The following is a 22,857-nucleotide window of genomic DNA, read 5'->3' on the forward strand; positions in this document are numbered from 1 at the left end:
GAGGGATTTTTTACGTTTCCAATATCACCTTGCCAGTCAGCTTCGTTTCATAGCCGTTTAAATGAGACAAATTCGCCTTGTATTCCTCAGAATTCAAAATCTCCTTCACGGCCTTCAACAGCTGCTCATGTTTTTTCAAAACGACAATATCATATTGTTCGTCGATGAGCGGGATAAAATCAACACTGCCCATATGTGCCGCGTGCTGTGCCCCGATTCCCGCGTCAGCCTGTCCGCTTGAAACTTGTGAAGCGGCAGCGTAATGATCAGTCACGATATCGCCGTATCCCTTTACATCAGCCGGATTCACACCAAGCAAGCCAAGCTGTTCATCAAGGAGCACCCTTGCGCCAGAACCCTTTTCCCTGTTGATGATCCGGATATCGGCTCTTTTCAAGTCTTTCCAGCCTTGAATGTTTTTCGGATTCCCTTTTTGCACATACAGTCCTGCTTTGCGGAGAACGACATTGATGAGACAAAACGGTTCACCTGTCAAGATCCGTTTCACATAAGGCGCGTTATACTGGCCGGTTTCTGCATCGTACAAATGGAGGCTGACAATGTCACACTTGCCTTGATACATATCAATCAGGCTGTTTAAGCTTCCTTTGTATTTACGGAGCGGCGTCTCCTGAATGGCATTCTCCAAATGCTTGCTGAGGAGATCCATCGAAATGTCCTGTCCGCTAATCATGACATTCGGTCTGCCGTCCGGCTCAGCCTCCTGCACCTGTTTCGGCGCTTCTGTTGCAGCGATGGGCTGATACATTCTCATATTCGTTTTATATTGCTTTAAATCTTCTTCATCCACACGCATCTGCCTGCCGACACGGTAAGCAGGCAGCACGCCTTTTTTAATCAAATCATAAACGGTCAGCTTTGATACCTTCAGCAGACCTGCAACTTCTTCTATCGTATAGGAAGAGGTTTCATTCATCATCATCACTCTCCTATTTTATTATACCTTTTCGCCGAATGTAAAAAAACCCACATAAACCAAACATAATCAGTTATAATTAGTTATATCTAATGATAAGGGGTGCAATCATGTTTAAGAAGTATTCTATTTTCATCGCAGCCTTAACTGCTTTTCTGCTTGCAGCAGGCTGTTCTTCAAACCACTCTTCAACGGACAGCAGCGAGAAAAAAGTAACGTTAACCATCTCAGCTGCCGCCAGCGCGCAGGATGCACTTGAGGAAATCCAAAAAAATTATGAAAAAGAACATCAAAATATTACCATCCAAGATAACTATGGCTCATCCGGCGCCTTGCAAAAACAGATTTCTCAAGGAGCAGGAGCCGATCTGTTCTTCTCAGCTGCTGAGGATAAATTTAAAAAGCTGGTGGATGATGGAGATATCGCAAAAAAAGACAGCACTGATTTAGTCGGTAATGAAATTGTGCTGGTCGTACCGAAAAACGGAGATTCACCCGTGACAAGCTTCAGCAATCTGGCTGAATCAGAAAAAATCGCTCTCGGCACTCCGGAATCCGTACCGGCAGGAGCTTATGGGAAAGAATCACTGACAAAGCTGTCTTTATGGGACAAAGTGAAGGATAAAATTGTGTATGGAAAAGACGTTCGCCAAGTTCTTTCTTATGTTGAAACCGGCAATGTAGACGCAGGTATTGTTTATAAAACAGATGCCCTGGTCTCGAAAAAGGTCAACATTATCGACGAGGCAAAAGCAGATACTCACAGCCCAATTGTCTATCCGTTAGGAATCGTAAAAGATACAAAACACCGTAAGGAAGCGAAGGAATTTTACGAATACCTGCAATCTGATGAAGCAATGAAAGTATTTGAGAAATATGGCTTTACTGCCGAGTAGCATAAGCGCTTCAGAATTTTTCACACCCGTTGTGCTTTCCTTTCAGGTGGCGGCAGTTGCCGGAATTGCTGTCATTATTCTCGGAACACTTGCTGGAGCATGGATGTCACGGGCATCATTTTTTGGAAAAACGGCACTCGAAACATGTTTTATGCTTCCGCTCGTTCTTCCGCCTACTGTTGTCGGTTTTATTTTGATCGTCATTTTCGGAAAGCACAGCTTCATCGGACAAGCCATCGAGTGGATCTTCCAGCAGCCTGTCATTTTCACCTGGTGGGCCGCTGTGATCGCCTCGGCTGTTGTAGCCTTTCCGCTCATGTATCAATCAGCCAAAACCGGATTTGCTGACATTGACCCCGATATACAAGGTGCGGCAATGGTAGACGGCGCTAGCAGATGGAAGGTGTTTATCCATATCTCCGTCCCGCTTGCCTATCCTTCATTGCTGACCGGAAGCATCCTCAGCCTTGCGCGGGCGCTCGGAGAATTTGGCGCAACACTCATGTTTGCAGGGAACATCCCCGGTGTTACGCAAACACTGCCGACGGCGATATATGTCGCATTGGATTCCGGCAACAATACTCTTGCCTGGGCGTGGGTCGTCTGTATTGTTGTCATTTCCTTTTTGATGCTGTTTTTCATTCAACAGAAAAAAACGCACTAAAAAAACTCCCCGTAACGGGGAGTTTTTTGATTAAAACAGAAGCTCATCAGGATTTGGGCCGACACGCTCATCTTTATTTAATGCGTCAATTTTGTCCATGTCTTCTTGAGACAATTCGAAATCAAAAATATCAGCGTTTTCGATGATACGGTGTTCTTTAATGGATTTTGGAATGGTTACAACTTCATGCTGCAGATCCCAGCGCAAAATCACTTGAGCCACAGATTTATTGTGTTTTTCAGCAATCTGTGTCAGCACTTCGTTATCCAAAAGCTGTCCCTGCATGAGCGGAGACCACGCTTCCAGCTGAATGCCTTGCGCTTTGCAGTAATCTCTTAATTCTTTTTGCGTCAAGCGAGGGTGAAACTCAACTTGGTTCACCATCGGTTTGATTTCAGCATCTTTCAACAGCTCTTCTAAATGATGAACTTGGAAGTTGCTGACGCCGATCGCGCGGATTTTGCCGTCTTTGTACAGCTTTTCAAGCGCGCGCCATGTATCTTTATATTTATCTTTGCCAGGCCAATGGATCAAATATAAATCTAAGTAATCAAGCTGTAATCTTTCCAGGCTTTTTTCAAAGGCAGCAAGCGTTGTTTCGTAGCCTTGATCTTCATTCCACACTTTTGATGTGATGAAGAGCTCTTCTCTTGCCACACCGGATTCTTTAATCCCGATGCCAACGCCTTCTTCATTTTTGTAGATCGCTGCTGTATCAATACTGCGATAACCATTTTTAATTGCCGCTTTCACTGATTCAGTCGCTTCATTACCATTTTCTACTTTAAAAACACCCAGACCGAACCAAGGCATTTCAACTCCGTTATGTAACTTTACAGTATCTTTTAAACTTGTTGGCACTTGAACATCCACCCTTTCACTGAAATGTAAGCGTCTATATTATCTCACATTCCTCTCAGCCGATACCAATAATACGCTTAAGACCCTCTTTTTGCTTCTTTTTTCACAGCACAGGCAAATTCAAACACTATTTTTTTCCTATTTTAACAATATTGAGATTACAAATACATTGAGCAGGGTATGCGTGTAGTGTAACCAAATGAAAACAAAGGAGGAAACAACTTGAAACGTATTCGTATCCCAATGACACTTGCTCTTGGTGCCGCTTTGACAATTGCCCCTTTGTCCTTTGCTTCCGCTGAAGAAAATCCTGCTCCGAAGATGTCGCAGACAACTGCTGCTGGAACAACTGCCGCTGATGTAGGTTTAAACGTCAATCTGGATGTACTTGGAATTGCCAACCAGATCGCTGATGCCATCAAATCCGCACAGAATAGGGATGGCTTTGTGAAAAACCTCATGGAGTCTTCCTTCTACGCGTCCGGCCAAAAATATAACGTCATGGTCTTTAATTTAAGCCAGGAATATGAAGATCATTTGAACGGTGTGCAATTTTACGGCTCAGCCGTTTACGACGGCATTACGTATGGCATTTGGGTATTTGAAGACGGAACCTTTACAAACAAAGGCGATGGCGGCTGGATCAACTGGGCCTTCAGAGGCTGGTTCGACCGGGATGGCAGCACTGTCGCATTTCATCGCCCTTAATATAGAAAAAAGCTGGTGCTCTAACGCACCAGCTTTTTTGCTGCATTTATTCGCCGCCTTCAAGCATGGCGGCTTCGACATCATTAATGTATTGGCGAAGCTCATGGGAAATGTCCCGGGAAATTTCCCTCTCTTCGAAGAGCGTTTGAATTTCATTTCTGATCGCCTGCACAGCCTTCAGCTTCACTTCCAGCTTCTGATTTTCAAAATGGGCGCTTGATTTCAGCTCATGATGGCTGTGCTCCAGCCTGAAAATTAACTGCTTATAGAATGTAATGACAGATAAAAACACTTCTTTATGCTCTTCCGTCTTATGTTTTTCCAGATATTCTATCGCTGCTTTTGCCGTTTTCACTCTTGTTGCCCGTATCAATCCCGCTTCATTTAAAATCGACATCTCCGGCTTTTTATGTTCACCGAAGAAAATCCAATACATCAGCCGCTTGAGCCTTGTTTTTGATAATCCGACTTTAAACGGGTTCGCATACAAAATTTCCAACTCGTTAAATCGTTCTTGCAGCACATTTGCTGTTTCTTCCGGGATGTCTCCCCGCTCCAGCATTTTCATCAGCGCCTCTTGCTCAGCCTTAACCCCCTGCGCACGGACTTTTCGCTCGTGCTTCTTAATGCGATTAGATGATGTATACTGCTGAAAACGAAGATTTTTCATTTTCTCATTGTATTCAGCTATCACCGCAAGAGAGGCCGTTTTGTTTGTCTCATTCATGTCCTCTTTAATCGTTTGAAGGGCTGTTTTGATCAACTTGCGTCTCGCCGTCAGCAGCTTCTTATTTCGTTCCTCGTCCTCTTCTTCTTTTTCAGTCAGAATTGGCAGCACAACGGTGGCAATGACAAGCGTGCATAAAATGACGCCGGCTGCTAAAAAGAGAATCAGATTTCTTTCCGGAAACGGCGTGCCGTCCTCCAGGAAATACGGAATAGAAAAAGAACCCGCAAGCGTTACTGCTCCACGCACACCGGAAATCGAAATTAACAGCGTCGAACGAAGACCCGGTTTATAGATGTTCTGATCTTTATTAAAGAACCATTTGCCGTTCCAGAAGAACAGCACCCACAGGAATCTAAGGAGCATTAATGTAAATGTGATGACTAGGATATAGCCGATCACCTTCATGTTGCTGATGGCAGTGTCGTTAAAGATAACAGAAATAACATCAGGGATTTGCGTGCCGAGAATAACGAAGACCAGGCCGTTCAAAATAAATAAAATAATGTTCCACGTACTTGAGGAGACGATTTGCAGCTTGATCATCGTAGATTCCAGACGATCCTGTTCAACCGCATGGGTAATACCGCCAGCCACAACAGCTAAAATGCCGGAAACGCCGATTTCTTCAGCTGCCAAATAAATCACAAACGGCGTCAGAATTTGAATCAGCATATGCATCGTGACATCCTGCATGCCAAGGCGGCGCAGAAATAGGCGAAAACGAATAATCAAAAATGAAATGACAACCCCGCACAGCAAGCCTCCGAGAGAAATAAAGACAAAGCTGACAGCCGCTTGTGCTAATGAAAATGCACCAGTCACTGCCGCTGCAATCGCAAACTTAAAGGCCACCAGACCTGATGCGTCATTCATCAGCCCCTCACCTTCCAGCAGGCGAAGAATCCCTTTTGGCATTTTCACTCTTCCTGATAATGCGCTGACAGCGACGACATCAGTCGGTGAAAGAATGGCCGCAAGTCCAAAGGCCGCTGCCAGCGGAATAGCAGGAATCATCCAGTGAATCGTGTAGCCGCCTACAATCACAGTCGCAAATACAAGGCCGAGTGCAAGCAATAAAATCGGAGCCCTTAAATTCCAAAGCTCTGCCCGCGGTGTCCTCTTTCCATCATTAAATAGCAGAGGGGCGATAAACAGAACAAAAAACAATTCGGTGTTTAATTCAAAATGAAGTCCCTGTGGAAATGAGGCGGCAAGAATCCCAAGAGCCACTTGAATCAGCGGCACCGGAATAAACGGAATAAACCGGTTCACGATATTAGAAATCGCAATAATCGTTAATAATACGAGCACAACTAAAAATATGTCCAAATGCATGACCTCCTTCGTCTGTTGTGTGTCGGCATGATGAGCCAAAAAATCTGTTTGTCTAAAAGCCCTTGAGCTAGGGTGGCCTTGCATCCGCTATGTGGTTTCGCAGGAGTTCTCTCCACACTTGTCTTCTTTTATAGTACCCTTTTTAGGGTATTTTTTCTCATGATATGCTCACAGTGAACTTTTTTGCAGAAGAGCAAATTACAGAAAAAAGAGACAGGAAGCTACTCCCTGTCTCTCGTCTTTCTTTCTCAATCATGAAAATTCGTACCGTCAGTTGTTGCTTTAATAATGCCCGCGCGGATGACAAAGTCACCGAAATGCTCGCCTTCCTCGCGTTCTTTCGCATAGCGGGAAAGAAGGATGCGCAGCTCGCTTAAAATGTCTGCTTCACCGATGTTTTCACGGTACATTTTGCTTAAACGGCTTCCGTCAAACGCAGCGCCAAGATACATATTATATTTGCCCGGCGCCTTTCCGATAAATCCGATCTCACCGAGTGCATGACGTGCACAGCCGTTCGGACAACCTGTCATGCGAATGGTGATTTCCTGATCACGAAGGCCGTTTTCGTCAATAATCTCTTCAATCTTATCTAACAGGGTCGGCAAATAACGTTCTGCTTCAGCCATTGCCAATCCGCAGGTCGGAAGAGCGACGCACGCCATCGAGCTGCGGCGGAGCGCTGAATGGTGCTTGCCGTCAGTTAGTCCGTATTGTTCAATTAAAGCACTGATTTCTTCTTTTTTATCGCTTGAAACGTTCGCAATCATTAAGTTCTGATTGGCTGTCAGCCGGAACTCGCCTGTATGAACTTTGGCAATTTCCCGCAAGCCTGTCATCAGCTTATAATCATCGTAATCCGTTATACGGCCGCCTTCGACAAACAGCGTGAAATGCCATTTATCCTCGATGCCTTCCACCCAGCCGTAGCGGTCGCCGTTATGATCGAAATGATAAGGCTTCGCTTCTTCCAGGCTCCAGCCGAGACGGTTTTCCAATTCTTCTTTTACGTTTTCTAAACCTAGGCGGTCAACTGTGTATTTGAACCGCGCATTTTTACGGACAGAACGGTTGCCGTAATCACGCTGAATCGTAATCGTTTTTTCAGCAACGTCATACATTTGATCGGGCCGGCAGAATCCGATGACCTTGGCTAATTGCGGATATGTCGCAGTATCGCCATGCGTCATTCCCATACCGCCGCCGATCGCCACGTTAAAACCGATCAGCTTGCCATCCTCGACAATCGCAATGAATCCGAGATCTTGTGAAAAGACGTCAATATCATTAGACGGCGGAACGGCAATACCGATTTTAAACTTCCGCGGCAGATAGAGCGGTCCGTACATTGGCTCGACTTCTTCCTCCGGCGTGCCGGCAACTCTTTCTTCATCAAGCCAAATTTCATGATATGCTCTCGTCCGCGGCAGCAGATCATCACTTAATTTTTTAGACCACTCGTATACCTCTGAGTGGATTTCAGATTGATAAGGGTTTGATGCACACATGACGTTACGGTTTACGTCTCCGCAGGCTGCGATCGTATCCAAAAGTGCTGAGTGGATCGTCTGAATGGTTTTCTTCATGTTCCATTTCAGAATCCCGTGCATTTGGAACGTTTCACGTGTCGTCAATTTTAATGTGCCGTTCCCGTATTTCTGGGACAGATCATCCATGACAAGCCATTGTTCAGGCGTTGAGACGCCCCCTGGCATACGCACGCGCAGCATGAACTGATATGCGGGCTCAAGCTTCTGCTTTTGGCGTTCATTTCGAAGATCTCGGTCATCCTGCAAATAACTGCCGTGGTGTTTCATCAGGCGGTTGTCATCATCCGGAATTCCGGCACTGATTCGATCGAGCATCACTTCTTTCAGCGTGCCGCGCAAATAATCACTTTCTTTTTTAATGCGTTCAACATCACTTGGAGAGCCGTCCGGTGCTTTTAAAATTTTGGTCACCATGTTGAAAAACTCCTTTCAAATCAAATCAGTATACATCACGCTGATAGCGTTTTTGCTGCTGCATATCGGCAAGATAAGCCTCCGCTTCTTCGCGGCTCATATTGCCTTCTTTTTCGATAATTTCAAGCAATGTGTGATGGACGTCATGCGCCATGTGCTTTTCATCTCCGCAAATGTAAACAGCCGCTCCTTCTTGAAGCCATTCAAACAATTCTGCGCTATGTTCGAGCATGCGGTGCTGCACATAAACTTTTTCTTCCGTATCACGTGAGAACGCCACATCCATTTTTGTCAGCACACCGTCTTTAAGCCAATTCTGCCACTCTGTCTGGTAAAGGAAATCCGTGACAAAGCGCTGATCGCCAAAGAACATCCATGCCTTTCCTTCCGCTCCCGTCTCCTCACGCTCCTGCATAAAGGAACGGAAAGGTGCGACGCCTGTCCCAGGGCCCACCATGATAATCGGTGTTTCAGGGTCTTTCGGAAGCTTAAAGTTTTGATTGTGCTGTACATAAACCGGCAGTGTGTCTCCCGGCTGCAGACGTTCCGCGCACAAAATCGAGCAGACGCCTTTTCGTTCACGGCCATGCGCATCGTAGCGGACTGCGCCGATTGTTAAATGCACTTCATCCGGATTTGCGGATAAACTGCTTGCAATCGAATAAAGGCGGGCAGGCATTTTTCTCAAAATCGAGACAAACTCCTGTGCAGATACACTAAATGGGCCATAGTCACGGACAAGATCAAGCAAATCGCGCCCTTCAATATAGGCTTTTACATTCTCCTCATTTCCCGGGGCTAAAAGCTCTCTAAGCTCATCGTTCCCTGTCAGCTGGGCTGCCTGTTCAAGAAGCGGTTTTGTGAGAACGGTAATCTCATAGTGAGAAATCAGCGCTTCTTTCAGCGGACGGACATCACCTTGCTTATTAAGCGTCACAATTTCTTCCGGGTCCCAATTCATTTCCTTAAGGAGCAGCTCGACAAGTTCCGGATCGTTTTCCGGATAGACGCCGAGGCTGTCACCAGGCTCGTAAGTCAGGCCAGATCCTTCAAGAGACAGCTCCACATGGCGTGTTTCTTTATTTGATCCTCTGCCGTTTAAATTTAAATTTTCTAATACTTCAGCCCGAAACGGGTTTGTTCTGGAATACGAAGACTCACCGGTTTGAGACGCAGCCGCCGGCGCAGGCGCGGCGCTTCCGCCCCCAGCTTCATTTAATCCCTTCAATACCCCCTCAAGCCATTCGGCTGCCGGTTCATCATAGTCAAGATCGCAATCAACGCGCGGAGAAATCCGTTTTCCGCCGAGTTCTTCTAAGCGCTGATCAAATTCTTTCCCTGTCTGGCAGAAAAATTCGTACGAACTGTCACCAAGCGCCAAAACGGAAAAGCGCAGATCTTCAAGCTTAGGCGCCCGTCTTCCGTGCAGAAATTCGTGAAACGACAGCGCGTTATCAGGCGGCTCACCTTCTCCATGCGTACTGACGACGATTAAAAGATTGTTTACTTTCTTCAGCTGATTCGGCTTAAAATCGCTCATGGATGAGACGGTCACTTGAAAACCGCTCTGTTCAAGCTGCTTGCCGGCATTTTCCGCAAGCCCCTGTGCGTTTCCCGTCTGTGAACCATAAAGAACGGTCACTTCTTTTGAAACGGCCGGTGCCGGTGCTTCCGCAGACACAGCTGCAGCCGGCGCACCCGCAGCTTCTTGGGCGGAAACAGATTGAGCGGATAAATATCCGCTCAGCCAGATTTTCTGGGATTCGGTCAAGGTTGGCAGAAGGCGGTTAAGGAGCTCTGCCTGCTCCTGATTAAACGGACTGTTCATTACCTGAAGTTGCAACGTATCCACCTCACAAAGTTATAAACTGATCGAAAATTGCATCTAATTGAACTTTACCGGAATACTAGGCTTAAGTAAAATATATTTACATGATGATAACTATTAAGAATCCTAATGATAAAACGGCTATGCTTCATGTAAATAGAAAAAAGAGAAGGACTCCCTTCTCTTCATTCAGCCATCTGATATAAGTGAGGCGGCACAGCGGTTACAAACGGACTGGCTTCACCTGTATAAAATACCGCCAGCATGTGCATCGCACGGGTGCACGCAGTATATAAAAGCCTGCGGTCGTGCTCTGTATGATAGTGTTCTTCAGATGCATCATAGACAAGCACTGCGTCAAATTCAATTCCCTTCGCTAAATACACCGGAATCACGCAAACACCCTTTTGAAATGGTTGATTTTCTTTATGAATCAGGCGAACATCTGTATATTCACTCATGTGGGCGTGCGCCTGTATGCATTGCTGCGCAGTCTTGCAGATGACGGCTATTGTTTCGTGCCCTTTTTTCTTGAGCCGGCCAATTTCTTGCGCGAGCTTTTGGCAAAGGCTCTCATGTCCTTCAGTTTTGACAACGAGCGGCATTTCCCCGCTTCTATTAAACGGCTCAATATCCGCTCCATCTTGAAGCATCGCTTTGGTAAACTCGACAATCTGCCTTGTTGATCTGTATGTTCTCTTTAAACGAACATACTCAGCAGGCTCATCCTCAAAGCACGCATCCATACGCTGATCCCCGTGTATGGTATGCGCGTAGATGGACTGATTGATATCACCGAGCACTGTCATGCTGGCAGCCGGAAAAATGCTTCTCATGTAAACCATCTGAAACGGTGAATAGTCCTGGGCTTCGTCAATAAATAGATGTTTGATCTTCGTATTTTTCTTTCTGCCCTCAATCAGATCCTGCATATAAAGAAACGGTGCTGCGTCCTCATAGAGCAATTTATTATCCGTAAATGCCGAACGGGTCAGCTCACCTATCGCGTCCATCTTCTCATGCTGAAATTTTCCTCCCCAGCCAGAAAACAATTGCAAATAAAGTTGTGTAACATCAAGAAATGCAAGGAGTCTGACCGCCTGTTTGAGCGGTTTGAAAGCTTTTTTCACAATGATGGCGGCAAGCAGCTGCTGCTCTCTTTGATAATCGTTAAACGTACTCTCGCTGAACCGTTTCCTTTCCTGCAGTTTTTTGTACACGTCCAAGTAGTCCTCTTTGTCAAGCAGCTCAGCTTCATGAACAACCCAATCCTTTCGCCGTTCCTTTTTCTCAAGCTTGTTAAGCTCACTCAGCAGCCACTTCGCGGTTTGCTCCATCCGATTCGGAATGGAGTGATTTTGATCCAATGAGTAAAAATAGGATTGAATTTGCTCCTTTGTGATCAGCTTTTGTCCGCGGAATATAATATTTTTAAAAATCATCCCTTCAGAGGAAAGCCGTGTGACGTATTCATTAATGAATTGCTGAAAGGATAAACCCGCCTTCCATGTGATTCCCGCAAGCCTTGTTGGAAAATCGCCTTCCTTAGTTTCGGTCAGGCAATATTCGAGCTGATCAAAGGCGCTTTCACATTTGAACTTGCGGCCAAGACGATGCTCGATATATTCCTGAAACGTCGCCTGCTCCATATTCTCTTCTCCTAACTCAGGCAAAACAGAGGATACATAGCTGTTAAATAAGAAGTTGGGAGAAAACAAAACGATTTGTCCGGCATCAATGACGCCGCGGTGCCTGTATAACAAATAAGCGACACGCTGAAGCGCAGCCGATGTTTTCCCGCTGCCAGCCGCTCCCTGCACGATCAGGATCTTGCTTTTTTCATTACGGATAATCTGATTTTGTTCTTTCTGAATCGTAGACACGATGTTTTTCATTTGGGTATCGGAGTGCTGGCTTAATACCTCTTGCAGCATTTCATCGCCAATCGTCATATCGGTATTAAACATCGCCTTGAGAGTGCCGTTTTTGATCATAAACTGGCGTTTCAGCACCATTTCCCCTTCTATCGTTTCACCGGGCACCTCGTACTCCGCTTTTCCTGGGGAATAATTGTAGTACAAACTTGATATCGGCGCCCTCCAGTCATAAATCAGAAAGTGTTCCTCCTTCTCATCCAAACAGGAAGCTAAACCGATATAAATTCGCTCTGCCTGCTCCTCGCCGTTTTCAATAAAATCAATCCGGCCGAAATAAGGCGATTTTTTTAATTGATGAATTCGTTTGAGCTGCTGATCCATGCGCCGATGATTCTGTTCCCGATCAGACAGCAGCTCTGCCTGCTGCTTAATGCTTGCCATCGTTTCAATCGCTTCATGGGCATCATCAAAATTAACCTTAACATCTTCCCAAAAGCTTTTTCTTAATCCGATGATATCATGCTTCAACCCGCCCGCAGACGTTTCCAGAAACCGCTCTTTTTTTTCGAGCTCCTTCAGCACCTCATCTATTCTCGACTGCTCTTCCTTCCATTCCTTATCCTGCTGATTCATGAACGGCACCTCCAGAAAATAGTTGACAAACATAGATGAAATACTGTAAAATATAATTGGATACATATATTAAATATATGATGAAAACTGGCAAATACAATTTATCTTAGCACATTCACCCAATATCAATCAAGGTTTGGGTTATTTATATGCAGAAAAAACCGATTTCAACTCGAAATCGGTTTTTTCTCTTATGATTTCACATTGATCACTGTTGGACGTGCTTTTCTTAGGTTGCGAATCTTCTCTTTCATCAGTATCGATTCCTTATTCCATTCAATCCTCGATATAATATATCTTTTTCATTTTAAAAACACCGCAGAGCTTTACCGTGTTTGTCTGTTCATCTAACGTGAAGAATGACTAAACTGGCTGTTATTGTCATCTTCCATAAAGCAACTACATCTCTGCTATCGTATCTATAGTCGCAGTAAAATAGTCATTTTTCATCTAATTTCGACATATTTCAACAAATTAAAGTTTTTCATTTGGGATAATAGGACGATGTTACATTATTTCTCTCGGTTTATGATATGAACATGAAGAAAGAACCAGAATTAGTTAGGAGGAAATACTCAGTGAAGAAAAAGCTATCTATGATGTTGCTGGCATTCGTCGTAGCCCTAACAAGTTTTACGGCTATTGACCTAGTAAACAACAAAGCGGAAGCTAAAGATTGGGTTAAAAAAGGTCAAATATGGAGTACTCATTATCATTCGGGCTCATTTAAAAACTATACTTACTCGCCAACTTTTCATATTTATTATCCAGGACAAGGAACTTGGGCCAACATTACAGCAAACGGATCAGGCAGCGGGAAAATTACAGCAACTCTGCAACAAAAGACAAATAAAGGCTGGAAAAATGTTAAAACTTTTTATGCAACAAAAAAAGGCTCTACAAATTTAAGTTACAAACAAGCTTCTAAAAGCTACAAAACAAAATACAGATTCAAATTCACTAACACAGGAACTAAAAAAACCATCAGCTATACCTTTTGGGCTACCTATTAATTTCAAATAGCTTTGCTCTGCGCGGTCAGCATTTGAAAAGGACTTTTTATTTGATCCCGGCAGGCTACCATAAAAGAAACCTCTCCATGACGGAGAGGTTTCTTTTATTTTACTGACTATCTAAGCGAAAAGAACGGTTTGGCAGCTTCCAATTAAACATATAGGAACAAACCCGGCATACAACGAGCACGAAAAACAGAACGTATAAGCCGAACGAGTTCCCCAGCCAGCCCAAGCCGACGATTAAACCGCCGAGAGCCGCCCAGACTGCATAAATTTCTGCCTTCAGCACAAGCGGTTTGCGCCCGGCAAGAAGGTCACGGATGATTCCGCCCCCGCTTCCCGTCAGCACCGCAGCCACGATCACGGCACTAAGCGGATGGCCCATTTTGACGGCATACAGTGCGCCTTGGATAGCAAAGGCAGCGAGGCCGATCGCATCTGATAAATTGCCCCACTTATTCCAATGCTTCAGCAGCAGCTTCGGAAACAGAAACACAATTGTAATAGATAAAAGCGCGATTTGAAAGTACGCTCCCTGCTCCCATAGCGCTGACACCGGAACGCCGATCAGCAAATTGCGGATCGCTCCTCCTCCAAAAGCTGTGACAATCCCTAATATATAAACTCCTAAAATATCATATTCCTCTTCCATCGCAACAATTGCGCCGCTGACTGCAAACGCAATGATGCCAATCACACTGAGCAGCTCCCAAGCCATTCTGATGACTCCCTTTTATGTTTGTTAAATTTTCTGACGACCTCTAGATTTTATAATCGCTCAAGCGTAAAATCAATAACATTTTTATGAGAAAAAAAGATAAATTTAGAGGGAATACGGCTATTGCTGATGGACATGAGTTTGCGAAATTAAAAAAGCGCCCGGCATACGCGGGCGCTTTTTTTGTTATTCAGATTTTTCGCCTTTCAGCAGGCACATAAAAACGATAATCAGGATAAAAGCAATCAGGGCCAGGAATGGAATCGTAATAAAACCAAACCAGTTAATATATTGGCCCGAGCACGGCACGCCGCTGACACATGGCTTAATGCCGCTAAAACCGGGCACTTTTTGCTCTAAGTAATGCATAGTCGAAATGAATGCCCCTATAATCGCCATCGGGAGCACATATTTTTTCACTCGTGTGTCCCCTTGAAAGGTGGCGATGCCTAAAATCAGGACGAGCGGATACATGAGGATACGCTGGTACCAGCACAGTTCACATGGAATAAACTTTCTGATTTCACTGAAATACAGGCTGCCCAGCATAGCGATAAGAGCCACAACCCAGGAAGCATATAAAAATACGATTCTATTTTTCATATCGTTACTTCCCTTTCAGCTCTTTTTCTATTGTCTCTTTGATTTCATCATAATCCGCAAAATTTTTGATCACTTTATCATTGACGTAAATCGTCGGTGTTGCCTGTATGTTCATTTTTTGATTAAGGTCAGAATCCTTTTCCACTTGAGAAGCGAATGTTTCCTTATCAAGATTTTCCTTGAGCGTCTCAGGTTTTATCTTTGTGGTGCTTTTTGCAAGATCACCAAGGAGGCCTGGGGTTACCCATTCCTGTTCCGTATCCGGCTGTTTTTCGAACAGCTTTTCATGGAAATCCCAGAAAGAGTCAGGGTCTTCCTTCCATACTTCTTCAGATGCAAGAGCCGCTAATCTTGAACCTTTTCCATGGAACATGACGTTCACGAAAGAAAATTTCACATCGCCCTTATCAATAAAGTCTTTTTGTATTTTTGGAAAGATGTCACTGTTAAACACCTTGCAAGACGGACATTTGTAATCTCCGAATTCTACTACAGTTACCGGTGCATCGTCCTTGCCAAGCACAGGCTGCCCTTTGATAGACGGCTGTCCGGACACCGCATCATTGCCTTGTTCCGTTTTGTTATTAATGATGACAATGGCTGCTAACAATACAACAACCACAACCGTAAGGATGACCGCGAATTTCGCAGAAGACTGCTGTTTCTTTTTCACTCCGACACCTCATCGTTTTAAAATTAAAAAAGAAGCGGATCGCAATTGACCCACTTCTTTATTTTAACAAGACAAGCGCCTATAAGAAAACCCCGAAAAAATGAATTCTCTCCGACAATTTATCTGTTTTCGAGACGCATGACGCGCATCGCGTTTGCCACAGCGAGCAGTGTAACACCGACATCTGAGAAAACCGCTTCCCACATGGTTGCAATTCCAAATGCTCCAAGAATGAGAAAGATCGCTTTCACACCTAAAGCAAAGCCGATGTTTTGCCACACGATTCGCCGTGTCCGTTTCGCAATCCGAATCGCTTCTGCTATTTTTGACGGCTGATCTGTCATCAGCACGATGTCTGCGGCTTCTACCGCGGCGTCTGAGCCAAGGCCTCCCATCGCAACCCCTATATCTGCGCGTGCAAGCACCGGCGTATCATTGATGCCGTCACCGACAAAAATGAGTTTTTCACTAGGCAAAAGCTTAGCTTCTAATGCTTCGACCTGCGCGACTTTATCTTGCGGCAGCAGCTCTGCATATACCTCACCAATCCCAAGCTGTTTTCCGACGGCTTCTCCCGTTTGTTTCGAATCACCCGTCAGCATAGCTGTCTGTTTGATCCCAAGCGACTTCAGATCAGCAACCGCCTGTGCTGCGTCTTCCTTTACTTCATCCGCTATGATGATTGCTCCGGCATAGCGTTGATCAACAGCAACGTGTACGATTGTTCCAGCATTTTCATCCGGGACATCCTCAATTTGTTCTCTTTCCATGAGCTTTTTATTCCCGGCAAGGATCTCAGTTCCATTTACCTTTGCAAAAATGCCGTGGCCGGGGATTTCTTCGTATGACTCTATCTCATCGGAGGAAAGCATTTTCCCATAAGCTTTACGCACAGATTCAGCAATCGGATGCTGTGAATGAAGCTCAGCGTATGCCGCCGCTTCAAGTAATCTATCCTTTGTAAAACCTTCCGCGGGTTTGATTTCTGTCACTTCAAAGCTGCCTTTTGTTAGTGTTCCCGTTTTATCAAACACTGCGTATTTGACTTGATTCAAGGCTTCTAAATAATTGCTTCCCTTTACAAGCACTCCGGCCTTTGAGGCCGCTCCGATTCCGCCGAAGAAACCGAGCGGAATAGAGACAACAAGCGCACAAGGACAAGAAATCACTAAAAAGATAAGCGCGCGGTACACCCAATCGGAAAGCGCGGCGCCAGAAAGAACAAGCGGCGGAACAAAGGCCAGCAATACCGCAATGATCACCACAGCAGGTGTATAATACTTGGCAAACTTCGTGATAAAGTTTTCTGTCCGGGCTTTACGGCTGCTCGCATTCTGAACCAAGTCTAATATTTTTGATACTGCTGATTCCTGATAGCCCTTTGTGACTTCAATATGCAGAACGCCGTTTTGATTGATAAAGCCTGACATTACATCTTGTCCTTCCGCAGCTTTTCTCGGAACGGACTCACCTGTTAAAGCAGATGTATCAACCATCGCTGACCCTTGCACGACCTTACCGTCCAGGGGTATGCTTTCTCCCGGATTAACCACAATGATGTCTCCTGTCTGAACGTCCTCCGGGGAAACCTGTTCGATGCCGTTCTTTGTTTTGAGATTGGCGTAATCAGGCCGTATGTCCATTAACGCACTAATTGATTTTCTGGAACGGCTGACCGCGGCTCCTTGAAAAAGCTCACCGATTTGATAAAACAGCATAACGGCAACGCCCTCAGGGTATTGCTGAATCAGAAAGGCGCCGATTGTGGCAAGAGCCATTAAGAAATGCTCATCAAACACCTGACCGCGGATGATGTTTTTGACTGCGCGGATCATAATGTCACCGCCGATGATTAAATAAGCACCGAGGAAAAGGAAAAATTCAATGGTTCCCGAATGAACCAAATATGCCGCTGCGCCGAGAATGACAGCCGCCGCCATTCTGATCAGCATATTGACCATTCTATTACGATAGCCATCATCAGCTGATTTCTTTATATGCTTTTGGCGAACCGTTACATGCGGATCAATTGATTTCACTTTTTTCTCTACTTTATTCGTGACCCATTGCTCTTCTTTCCCATCGGCTGAGACAGTTAAGGTGCTTGCCGCAAAATTTACCGCGCATCCGTCAATGCCTTTTATGCCTTTGACTCCATTTTCGATTTTTTGGGCACAATTGCTGCAATCCAAACCGTCCAGAACGTATTCCTGTTTCACTAGTCTCACCTTACCTTCCGATTTAGGGTTCCCTCTTCAAAGCGTATCAATGAGTATTGTATTTATTTTATATATATGAGCATATACTCATATATAAGTTACACCTATTATATGTTGTTTTCCAAGAAAGTGTCAATGAAAAACAAAAACCGGCATATAGCCGGTTTTTCATTTTACTTTCTGCAGACGAAGAGCATTCAGAACAACGGAAACGGAGCTGAATGCCATTGCTGCTCCTGCAATCCATGGTGCTAAAAATCCAAGTGCTGCGATTGGGATGCCGAGGCTGTTATAGCCAAGCGCCCAGAATAAATTTTGTTTAATGTTTTTCATTGTCAATCTGCTCATGCGGATTGCGTCGGCAATGCTGTTCAGATCGCCGCGAATCAGTGTAATGTCTGCTGTTTCCATGGCAATGTCCGTTCCAGTTCCAATCGCCATGCCGATGTCAGCTGTGGCAAGCGCCGGCGCATCGTTAATTCCGTCGCCTACCATTGCTGTCTGGCGGCCTTCTTTTTGCAGGCGGGCAATTTCTGCTGCCTTTTGTTCTGGAAGGACTTCCGCAATGATATTCGTAATTCCCGCTTCCTTCGCGATGGCTTCTGCGGTTCTGCGATTGTCTCCTGTCATCATGATGACATCAAGGCCCAACTCTTTCAGACGGGCAACAGCCTTCCGTGACGTGTCCTTAATCGTATCTGCAACCGCTACTAGCCCAGCTGCTTCTCCATCAATGGATACAAGCATAACTGTTTTTCCTTCTGCCTCTAGCTCTTCCATTTTGGCGAGAAGAGCCCCATGCTCAACCTGTTCGCTCTCCATTAATTTTCTTGTGCCGACGAGAATGCTTTTTCCTCCGGCTTCAGCCAAAATGCCTGCGCCGACTTTTGCTTCAAAACGGGTTAGCTTCGGTATCTCAAGCCCTTTATCTTTCACGCCAGCAATAATCGCTTCGCCAAGCGGATGCTCTGATCCCGTTTCGGCTGCCGCTGCAAATTGAAGCAAATCTTTTTCTTCAAAACGGCCGAATGGAATGGCATCCGTCAGACGCGGCTTCCCGTTTGTCACGGTTCCGGTTTTATCAAGAACAATTGTATCGAGACGATGCGTTTTTTCTAAATGCTCGCCGCCTTTAAATAAAATCCCGAATTCAGCAGCGCGTCCAGATCCAGCCATTATGCTCGTCGGAGTGGCAAGACCGAGGGCGCAAGGACAGGCAATGACAAGAACCGCAATGAACTTGCTGATCGCTTCAGCAAAATCGCCAGGAGCCGCCCAAAGATACCAAATGAGAAAAGTGAGAACGGCAATCCCCAATACAATGGGAACAAAAATACCTGAAATCTGGTCAGCGAGACGCTGGATCGGCGCTTTTGACCCTTGTGCTTCCTCAACAATTTTGATGATATGAGAAAGCGCAGTATCCTTTCCGACGTTGACAGCTTTAATTTTCAGAAAGCCGTTTGCGTTAACGGTTGAACCTGTCACGCTGTCACCAGGATTTTTGTCAACAGGAAGACTTTCTCCTGTAATCATCGATTCGTCAACTGCTGAGCGGCCTTCAACCACTTCTCCGTCGACAGGAATTCGTTCGCCGGGTTTGACGTAAACAATGTCATTAACAAGCACTTCGTCGATCGGGATGATTTGCTCCTGTCCGTCTCTTACAACAGTCGCTGTTTTCGCTTGAAGCTTCATCAGCTTTTTAATCGCATCCGAGGAACGGCCTTTTGCTTTTGTTTCAAACAACTTGCCTAATAAAATCAGCGTCAGCAAAATCGCGCTTGTTTCATAGTAAAGGCCGTCTGTATGCCCATGGGAGCCAAGGCTTTGAAAAGTAAGATAAAGACTATAAGCGTAAGCAGCCGTCGTACCGAGGGCGACCAATACATCCATATTGGCGCTTTTATTTCTAAGCGCCTTATACGCACCCACATAAAACGGCCAGCCGATCAGAAACTGGACTGGTGTCGCCAGCGCAAATTGCATCCACGGATTGAGAAATATATCCGGTACCCAAATGAATGATGTAAATGTAAAATGGCTCACCATCGCCCAAAGCAATGGAAATGACAGGACAGCTGAAAAAATCAGTCTCGCCGTTTGCTTCCGTTCTTCTTTCTTTTTAGCAGCAGCAGCCTCACTGTCCTGTTCACCCTTCAACTTTAGCTTATATCCAAGCTTATCTACCGCTTCTTTCAAATCGCCGACAGACGCTTCTTTCGGATTGTACTCGACCGTAACCGTTTCTAAAGCGAAGTTTACTGGTGCATTTGCGACGCCTTCTATTTTGTTAAGCCGTTTTTCAATCCGATTGGCGCAAGCCGCACAGGTCATGCCCTCAATATCGAATTCAGCTTTTTCTGTAACGACGTGATAGCCCAGCTTCTCTATTTTTTCCTGAATCGCTGCAGTCTCTGTTTCAGCAGGATCGTAGATTACATTTGATGTTTCCGTTGCCAGATTAACATTTGCATCCGTGACACCGGGCATCCGCTTCAGGCCTTTTTCAATTCTGGCAGCACATGCCGCACAGGTCATACCAGAGACCTGCATCGCGATTTCCTTTTGTTCACTCAACATACTCACTCCTTTATATACACCTGGGGGGTATATAAAAATGAAAGAAATATCGCGCCTCCCTAAAGGCGCGATACCTTGAATCACTTGGCTACATCATAGCCCTGATCTTCTATCGCATCCGCAATATCTTTGACTGATACTTTGTCAGCATCAAACGAAACATCGACTTTACCCGCTTCCAGATTGACATGAACGGCACTGACGCCGTCCAGTTCTCCTACGCTTGTTTCTACTGCTTTGACGCAGTGCTGACAAGACATTCCTTCAACTTGCAATGTTTTTTGTTCCATATCAATTCCTCCTGTTTATTCTTTCTATTTTCATCCTACCATACCCCCGTAGGGTATTACAATAAAAAACGCTTTATGATTTTGTGAACTTTTTAAATACGTCCAAAAGCTCAGAAATGGCCTGTTCCCCGTCTCCGCTTTTGATGGCATCTGCTACACAATGATGGGCATGATCCTCAAGCAAATGAAGCGCTACATTTTTCATTGCCGCCTGAACAGCTGAAATTTGCACAAGAATATCTACACAATATCTGTCGTTTTCCACCATGTTTTGAATGCCTCTGACTTGACCCTCAATCCGCTTAAGCCGGTTTGTAATCTGATCCTTTTCTTTCGAGCTTTTATGGTTTAATGTTTTATGTTCGTTATGCTTTTCCATGCGTACACCTCTGTTTAATGATATTAATTCCCATTATACTGATTGTCCAAACGGTTGTCTAAGCATGCCGATCCAAAAAATGAATCAGTTAGGTTTTACCATTTGATCAGGAGGGTATATACTTCTGTTGATAACGCTTTTAAAGGGGAGAAGAAAAGTGGATACGATCAAGGTTGGAATATTAGGATACGGATTGTCCGGTTCTGTTTTTCACGGGCCGCTGCTGGATGTTCTGGATGAATATCAAATCAGCAAAATCATGACATCTCGGACAGAAGAAGTGAAACGGGATTTTCCAGATGCTGAGGTTGTACATGAGCTTGAGGAAATCACAAATGACCCTGCCATTGAGCTTGTCATTGTCACCACCCCGAGCGGCCTTCATTACGAGCATGCTATGGCATGCATACAGGCCGGAAAACATGTTGTGATGGAAAAACCAATGACAGCAACGGCCGAAGAGGGGGAAACATTAAAAAGGGCTGCCGATGAAAAAGGCGTATTATTAAGCGTATATCATAACCGACGCTGGGATAACGATTTTTTAACGATTAAAAAGCTGATCTCTGAGGGATCCCTTGAAGATATCAATACATATCAAGTTTCCTATGACCGCTACAGACCTGAAGTTCAAGCGCGGTGGCGGGAAAAAGAAGGCACTGCCACTGGTACGCTGTATGATCTCGGCTCCCACATCATAGACCAAACCCTGCATTTGTTTGGGATGCCTAAAGCCGTGACTGCAAACGTGATGGCCCAGCGGGAAAATGCCGAAACGGTTGACTATTTTCATTTAACCCTGGATTATGGCAAGCTTCAAGCCATTCTATACGGAGGATCAATCGTTCCGGCAAACGGACCTCGTTATCAAATCCATGGAAAAGATTCCAGCTTTATCAAATACGGAATTGACGGACAGGAAGACGCACTCAGAGCGGGAAGAAAACCAGAGGATGACAGCTGGGGTGCGGATGATCCCGAGTTTTACGGACAGCTTACAACCATTCGTGGCTCCGGCAAAAAAACAGAAACGATCCCATCAGTAAATGGCTCCTACCTTACTTATTACCGTAAAATAGCGGAAAGCATACGGGAAGGTGCTGTGCTGCCAGTCACTGCTGAGGAAGGTATTAATGTCATCCGCATCATTGAAGCCGCGATGAAAAGCAGTAAAGAGAAACGAACCATTATGCTGGAGCAATAAAACAAAAGCCTCCCCAAATAAGGGGAGGCTTTTTCATTAGAATGTTTTTCCAGCTTCTTTCGCACGCGCAATCGCGTCTTCTTTGATTTGCTGTGCTTTATCAGGCTCCGCATTATGTCCCTCTACGAAAATGCCATCGAATGATGGTACCCCGAAGAAGTTCATCATGATGCCGATGTAGCGGTGCCCCATTTCCATCTCAGACGCAGGGCCTTCTGAATAGTAGCCGCCGCGCGCTTGGATATGAATTGCTTTTTTATCAGTCAACAAGCCAATAGGGCCTTGTTCTGTGTATTTGAATGATTTTCCTGCAACAGCAACAGAATCGAGATACGCTTTCATCACTGGCGGGAATGAGAAGTTCCATAAAGGAGTAACAAATACGTACTTATCAGCTGATGCAAATTGATCGCTAAGCTCTCCCAAACGGCCTACTTTCGCTTTTTCGCTTTCAGAAAGCTCTTCAAAGCCTGTACCTGACTGAAGCTTTCCCCATCCGCTAAATACATCTGCGTCAATATGCGGGATGTTTTCTTTGTACAAATCGATATGTACAACTTCATCATTTGGATTCGCTTCTTTGTAAGATTCGATAAATGCTTTACCTGTTGCCATACTGTACGAAGTTGCTTCGTCATGTGGATGAGCAGTGATATATAATACTTTTGCCATTTTTACCAGCCCTTTCGTTTTTAAAAATCACACATCAATTATTATCATACAGATGCATAATGATTAT

At 45.0% G+C, this 22,857-nt stretch carries 19 protein-coding genes; 5 read left to right on the forward strand and 14 right to left on the reverse strand.

The window, feature by feature from the left end; genetic code table 11:
- Positions 1-10 precede the first annotated feature (10 nt).
- Positions 11-937: a substrate-binding domain-containing protein gene (locus CW370_RS09715; RefSeq protein ID WP_024572858.1), complete on the reverse strand. Its 927-nt coding sequence runs from the start codon at positions 935-937 to the stop codon at positions 11-13.
- A gap of 110 nt (positions 938-1,047) precedes the next feature.
- On the opposite strand from CW370_RS09715, the gene modA reads away from it, so the two are divergent.
- Positions 1,048-1,833: a molybdate ABC transporter substrate-binding protein gene (gene modA / locus CW370_RS09720; RefSeq protein WP_024572857.1), complete on the forward strand. Its 786-nt coding sequence runs from the start codon at positions 1,048-1,050 to the stop codon at positions 1,831-1,833.
- Positions 1,805-2,497, forward strand: a complete 693-nt coding sequence (gene modB, locus CW370_RS09725) for a molybdate ABC transporter permease subunit (RefSeq protein WP_154217723.1) — start codon at positions 1,805-1,807, stop codon at positions 2,495-2,497. Before modA ends, modB begins: the two co-directional genes overlap by 29 nt.
- Before the next feature lie 30 nt (positions 2,498-2,527).
- Here modB and pgoN read toward each other — a convergent pair whose 3' ends face one another.
- Positions 2,528-3,358, reverse strand: coding sequence for a glyoxal/methylglyoxal reductase (gene pgoN, locus CW370_RS09730; RefSeq protein ID WP_015483687.1), 831 nt, complete (start codon positions 3,356-3,358; stop codon positions 2,528-2,530).
- Between the two features lie 222 nt (positions 3,359-3,580).
- On the opposite strand from pgoN, the gene yvgO reads away from it, so the two are divergent.
- Positions 3,581-4,066, forward strand: coding sequence for a stress response protein YvgO (yvgO, locus tag CW370_RS09735; protein WP_014480858.1), 486 nt, complete (start codon positions 3,581-3,583; stop codon positions 4,064-4,066).
- A 46-nt stretch (positions 4,067-4,112) separates the two neighbouring features.
- On the opposite strand, the gene CW370_RS09740 is transcribed toward yvgO, so the two are convergent.
- The 4 genes from CW370_RS09740 to helD all read right to left on the reverse strand — a co-directional run bounded on the left by CW370_RS09740 (position 4,113) and on the right by helD (position 12,433).
- Positions 4,113-6,125 carry a Na+/H+ antiporter gene (locus CW370_RS09740; RefSeq protein ID WP_015714699.1) on the reverse strand — a complete coding sequence of 671 codons (2,013 nt, stop codon included), beginning with the start codon at positions 6,123-6,125 and terminating at the stop codon, positions 4,113-4,115.
- 254 nt (positions 6,126-6,379) lie between these two features.
- On the reverse strand, positions 6,380-8,095 hold the full coding sequence (cysI, locus tag CW370_RS09745) for an assimilatory sulfite reductase (NADPH) hemoprotein subunit (protein WP_029946327.1): 1,716 nt from the start codon (positions 8,093-8,095) through the stop codon (positions 6,380-6,382).
- A 25-nt stretch (positions 8,096-8,120) separates the two neighbouring features.
- Positions 8,121-9,938 (reverse strand): assimilatory sulfite reductase (NADPH) flavoprotein subunit, encoded by a 1,818-nt coding sequence (locus tag CW370_RS09750; protein WP_101169600.1) that lies wholly within the window; start codon positions 9,936-9,938, stop codon positions 8,121-8,123.
- A 170-nt stretch (positions 9,939-10,108) separates the two neighbouring features.
- Entirely contained in the window at positions 10,109-12,433 is a 2,325-nt protein-coding gene (gene helD, locus CW370_RS09755; protein WP_029946403.1) for a DNA helicase IV, read from the reverse strand.
- 578 nt (positions 12,434-13,011) lie between these two features.
- On the opposite strand from helD, the gene CW370_RS09760 reads away from it, so the two are divergent.
- Complete coding sequence (locus tag CW370_RS09760; RefSeq protein ID WP_024573317.1) at positions 13,012-13,446, forward strand: hypothetical protein; 435 nt, start codon at positions 13,012-13,014, stop codon at positions 13,444-13,446.
- Between the two features lie 109 nt (positions 13,447-13,555).
- On the opposite strand, the gene CW370_RS09765 is transcribed toward CW370_RS09760, so the two are convergent.
- The 7 genes from CW370_RS09765 to csoR all read right to left on the reverse strand — a co-directional run bounded on the left by CW370_RS09765 (position 13,556) and on the right by csoR (position 20,914).
- Positions 13,556-14,167 carry a trimeric intracellular cation channel family protein gene (locus tag CW370_RS09765; protein WP_003228419.1) on the reverse strand — a complete coding sequence of 204 codons (612 nt, stop codon included), beginning with the start codon at positions 14,165-14,167 and terminating at the stop codon, positions 13,556-13,558.
- Between the two features lie 186 nt (positions 14,168-14,353).
- Positions 14,354-14,770: a disulfide oxidoreductase gene (locus CW370_RS09770; RefSeq protein WP_024572513.1), complete on the reverse strand. Its 417-nt coding sequence runs from the start codon at positions 14,768-14,770 to the stop codon at positions 14,354-14,356.
- 4 nt (positions 14,771-14,774) lie between these two features.
- Positions 14,775-15,443: a disulfide bond formation protein BdbD gene (bdbD, locus tag CW370_RS09775; RefSeq protein ID WP_003228414.1), complete on the reverse strand. Its 669-nt coding sequence runs from the start codon at positions 15,441-15,443 to the stop codon at positions 14,775-14,777.
- A 119-nt stretch (positions 15,444-15,562) separates the two neighbouring features.
- A complete protein-coding gene (locus tag CW370_RS09780; protein ID WP_154217714.1) occupies positions 15,563-17,671 on the reverse strand; it encodes a heavy metal translocating P-type ATPase in 2,109 nt (702 codons plus the stop codon).
- A gap of 159 nt (positions 17,672-17,830) precedes the next feature.
- Complete coding sequence (copA, locus tag CW370_RS09785; RefSeq protein ID WP_024572511.1) at positions 17,831-20,242, reverse strand: copper-exporting P-type ATPase CopA; 2,412 nt, start codon at positions 20,240-20,242, stop codon at positions 17,831-17,833.
- 83 nt (positions 20,243-20,325) lie between these two features.
- Positions 20,326-20,535 carry a copper chaperone CopZ gene (gene copZ / locus CW370_RS09790; protein WP_003244260.1) on the reverse strand — a complete coding sequence of 70 codons (210 nt, stop codon included), beginning with the start codon at positions 20,533-20,535 and terminating at the stop codon, positions 20,326-20,328.
- Positions 20,536-20,608: 73 nt separating this feature from the next.
- Entirely contained in the window at positions 20,609-20,914 is a 306-nt protein-coding gene (gene csoR / locus CW370_RS09795) for a copper-sensing transcriptional repressor CsoR (RefSeq protein WP_003228404.1), read from the reverse strand.
- A 127-nt stretch (positions 20,915-21,041) separates the two neighbouring features.
- Here csoR and iolW point away from each other — a divergent pair, with 127 nt between their 5' ends.
- The gene (iolW, locus tag CW370_RS09800) at positions 21,042-22,118 is read left to right on the forward strand and encodes a scyllo-inositol 2-dehydrogenase (RefSeq protein ID WP_024572510.1); all 1,077 of its coding nucleotides are present in this window, start codon (positions 21,042-21,044) and stop codon (positions 22,116-22,118) included.
- Positions 22,119-22,154: 36 nt separating this feature from the next.
- Here iolW and azoRB read toward each other — a convergent pair whose 3' ends face one another.
- Positions 22,155-22,790 (reverse strand): FMN-dependent NADH-azoreductase AzoRB, encoded by a 636-nt coding sequence (gene azoRB / locus CW370_RS09805; RefSeq protein ID WP_024572509.1) that lies wholly within the window; start codon positions 22,788-22,790, stop codon positions 22,155-22,157.
- Positions 22,791-22,857 lie beyond the last annotated feature (67 nt).

Source organism: Bacillus sp. SN32 (assembly GCF_002837495.1).
Lineage (GTDB): Bacteria > Bacillota > Bacilli > Bacillales > Bacillaceae > Bacillus > Bacillus subtilis.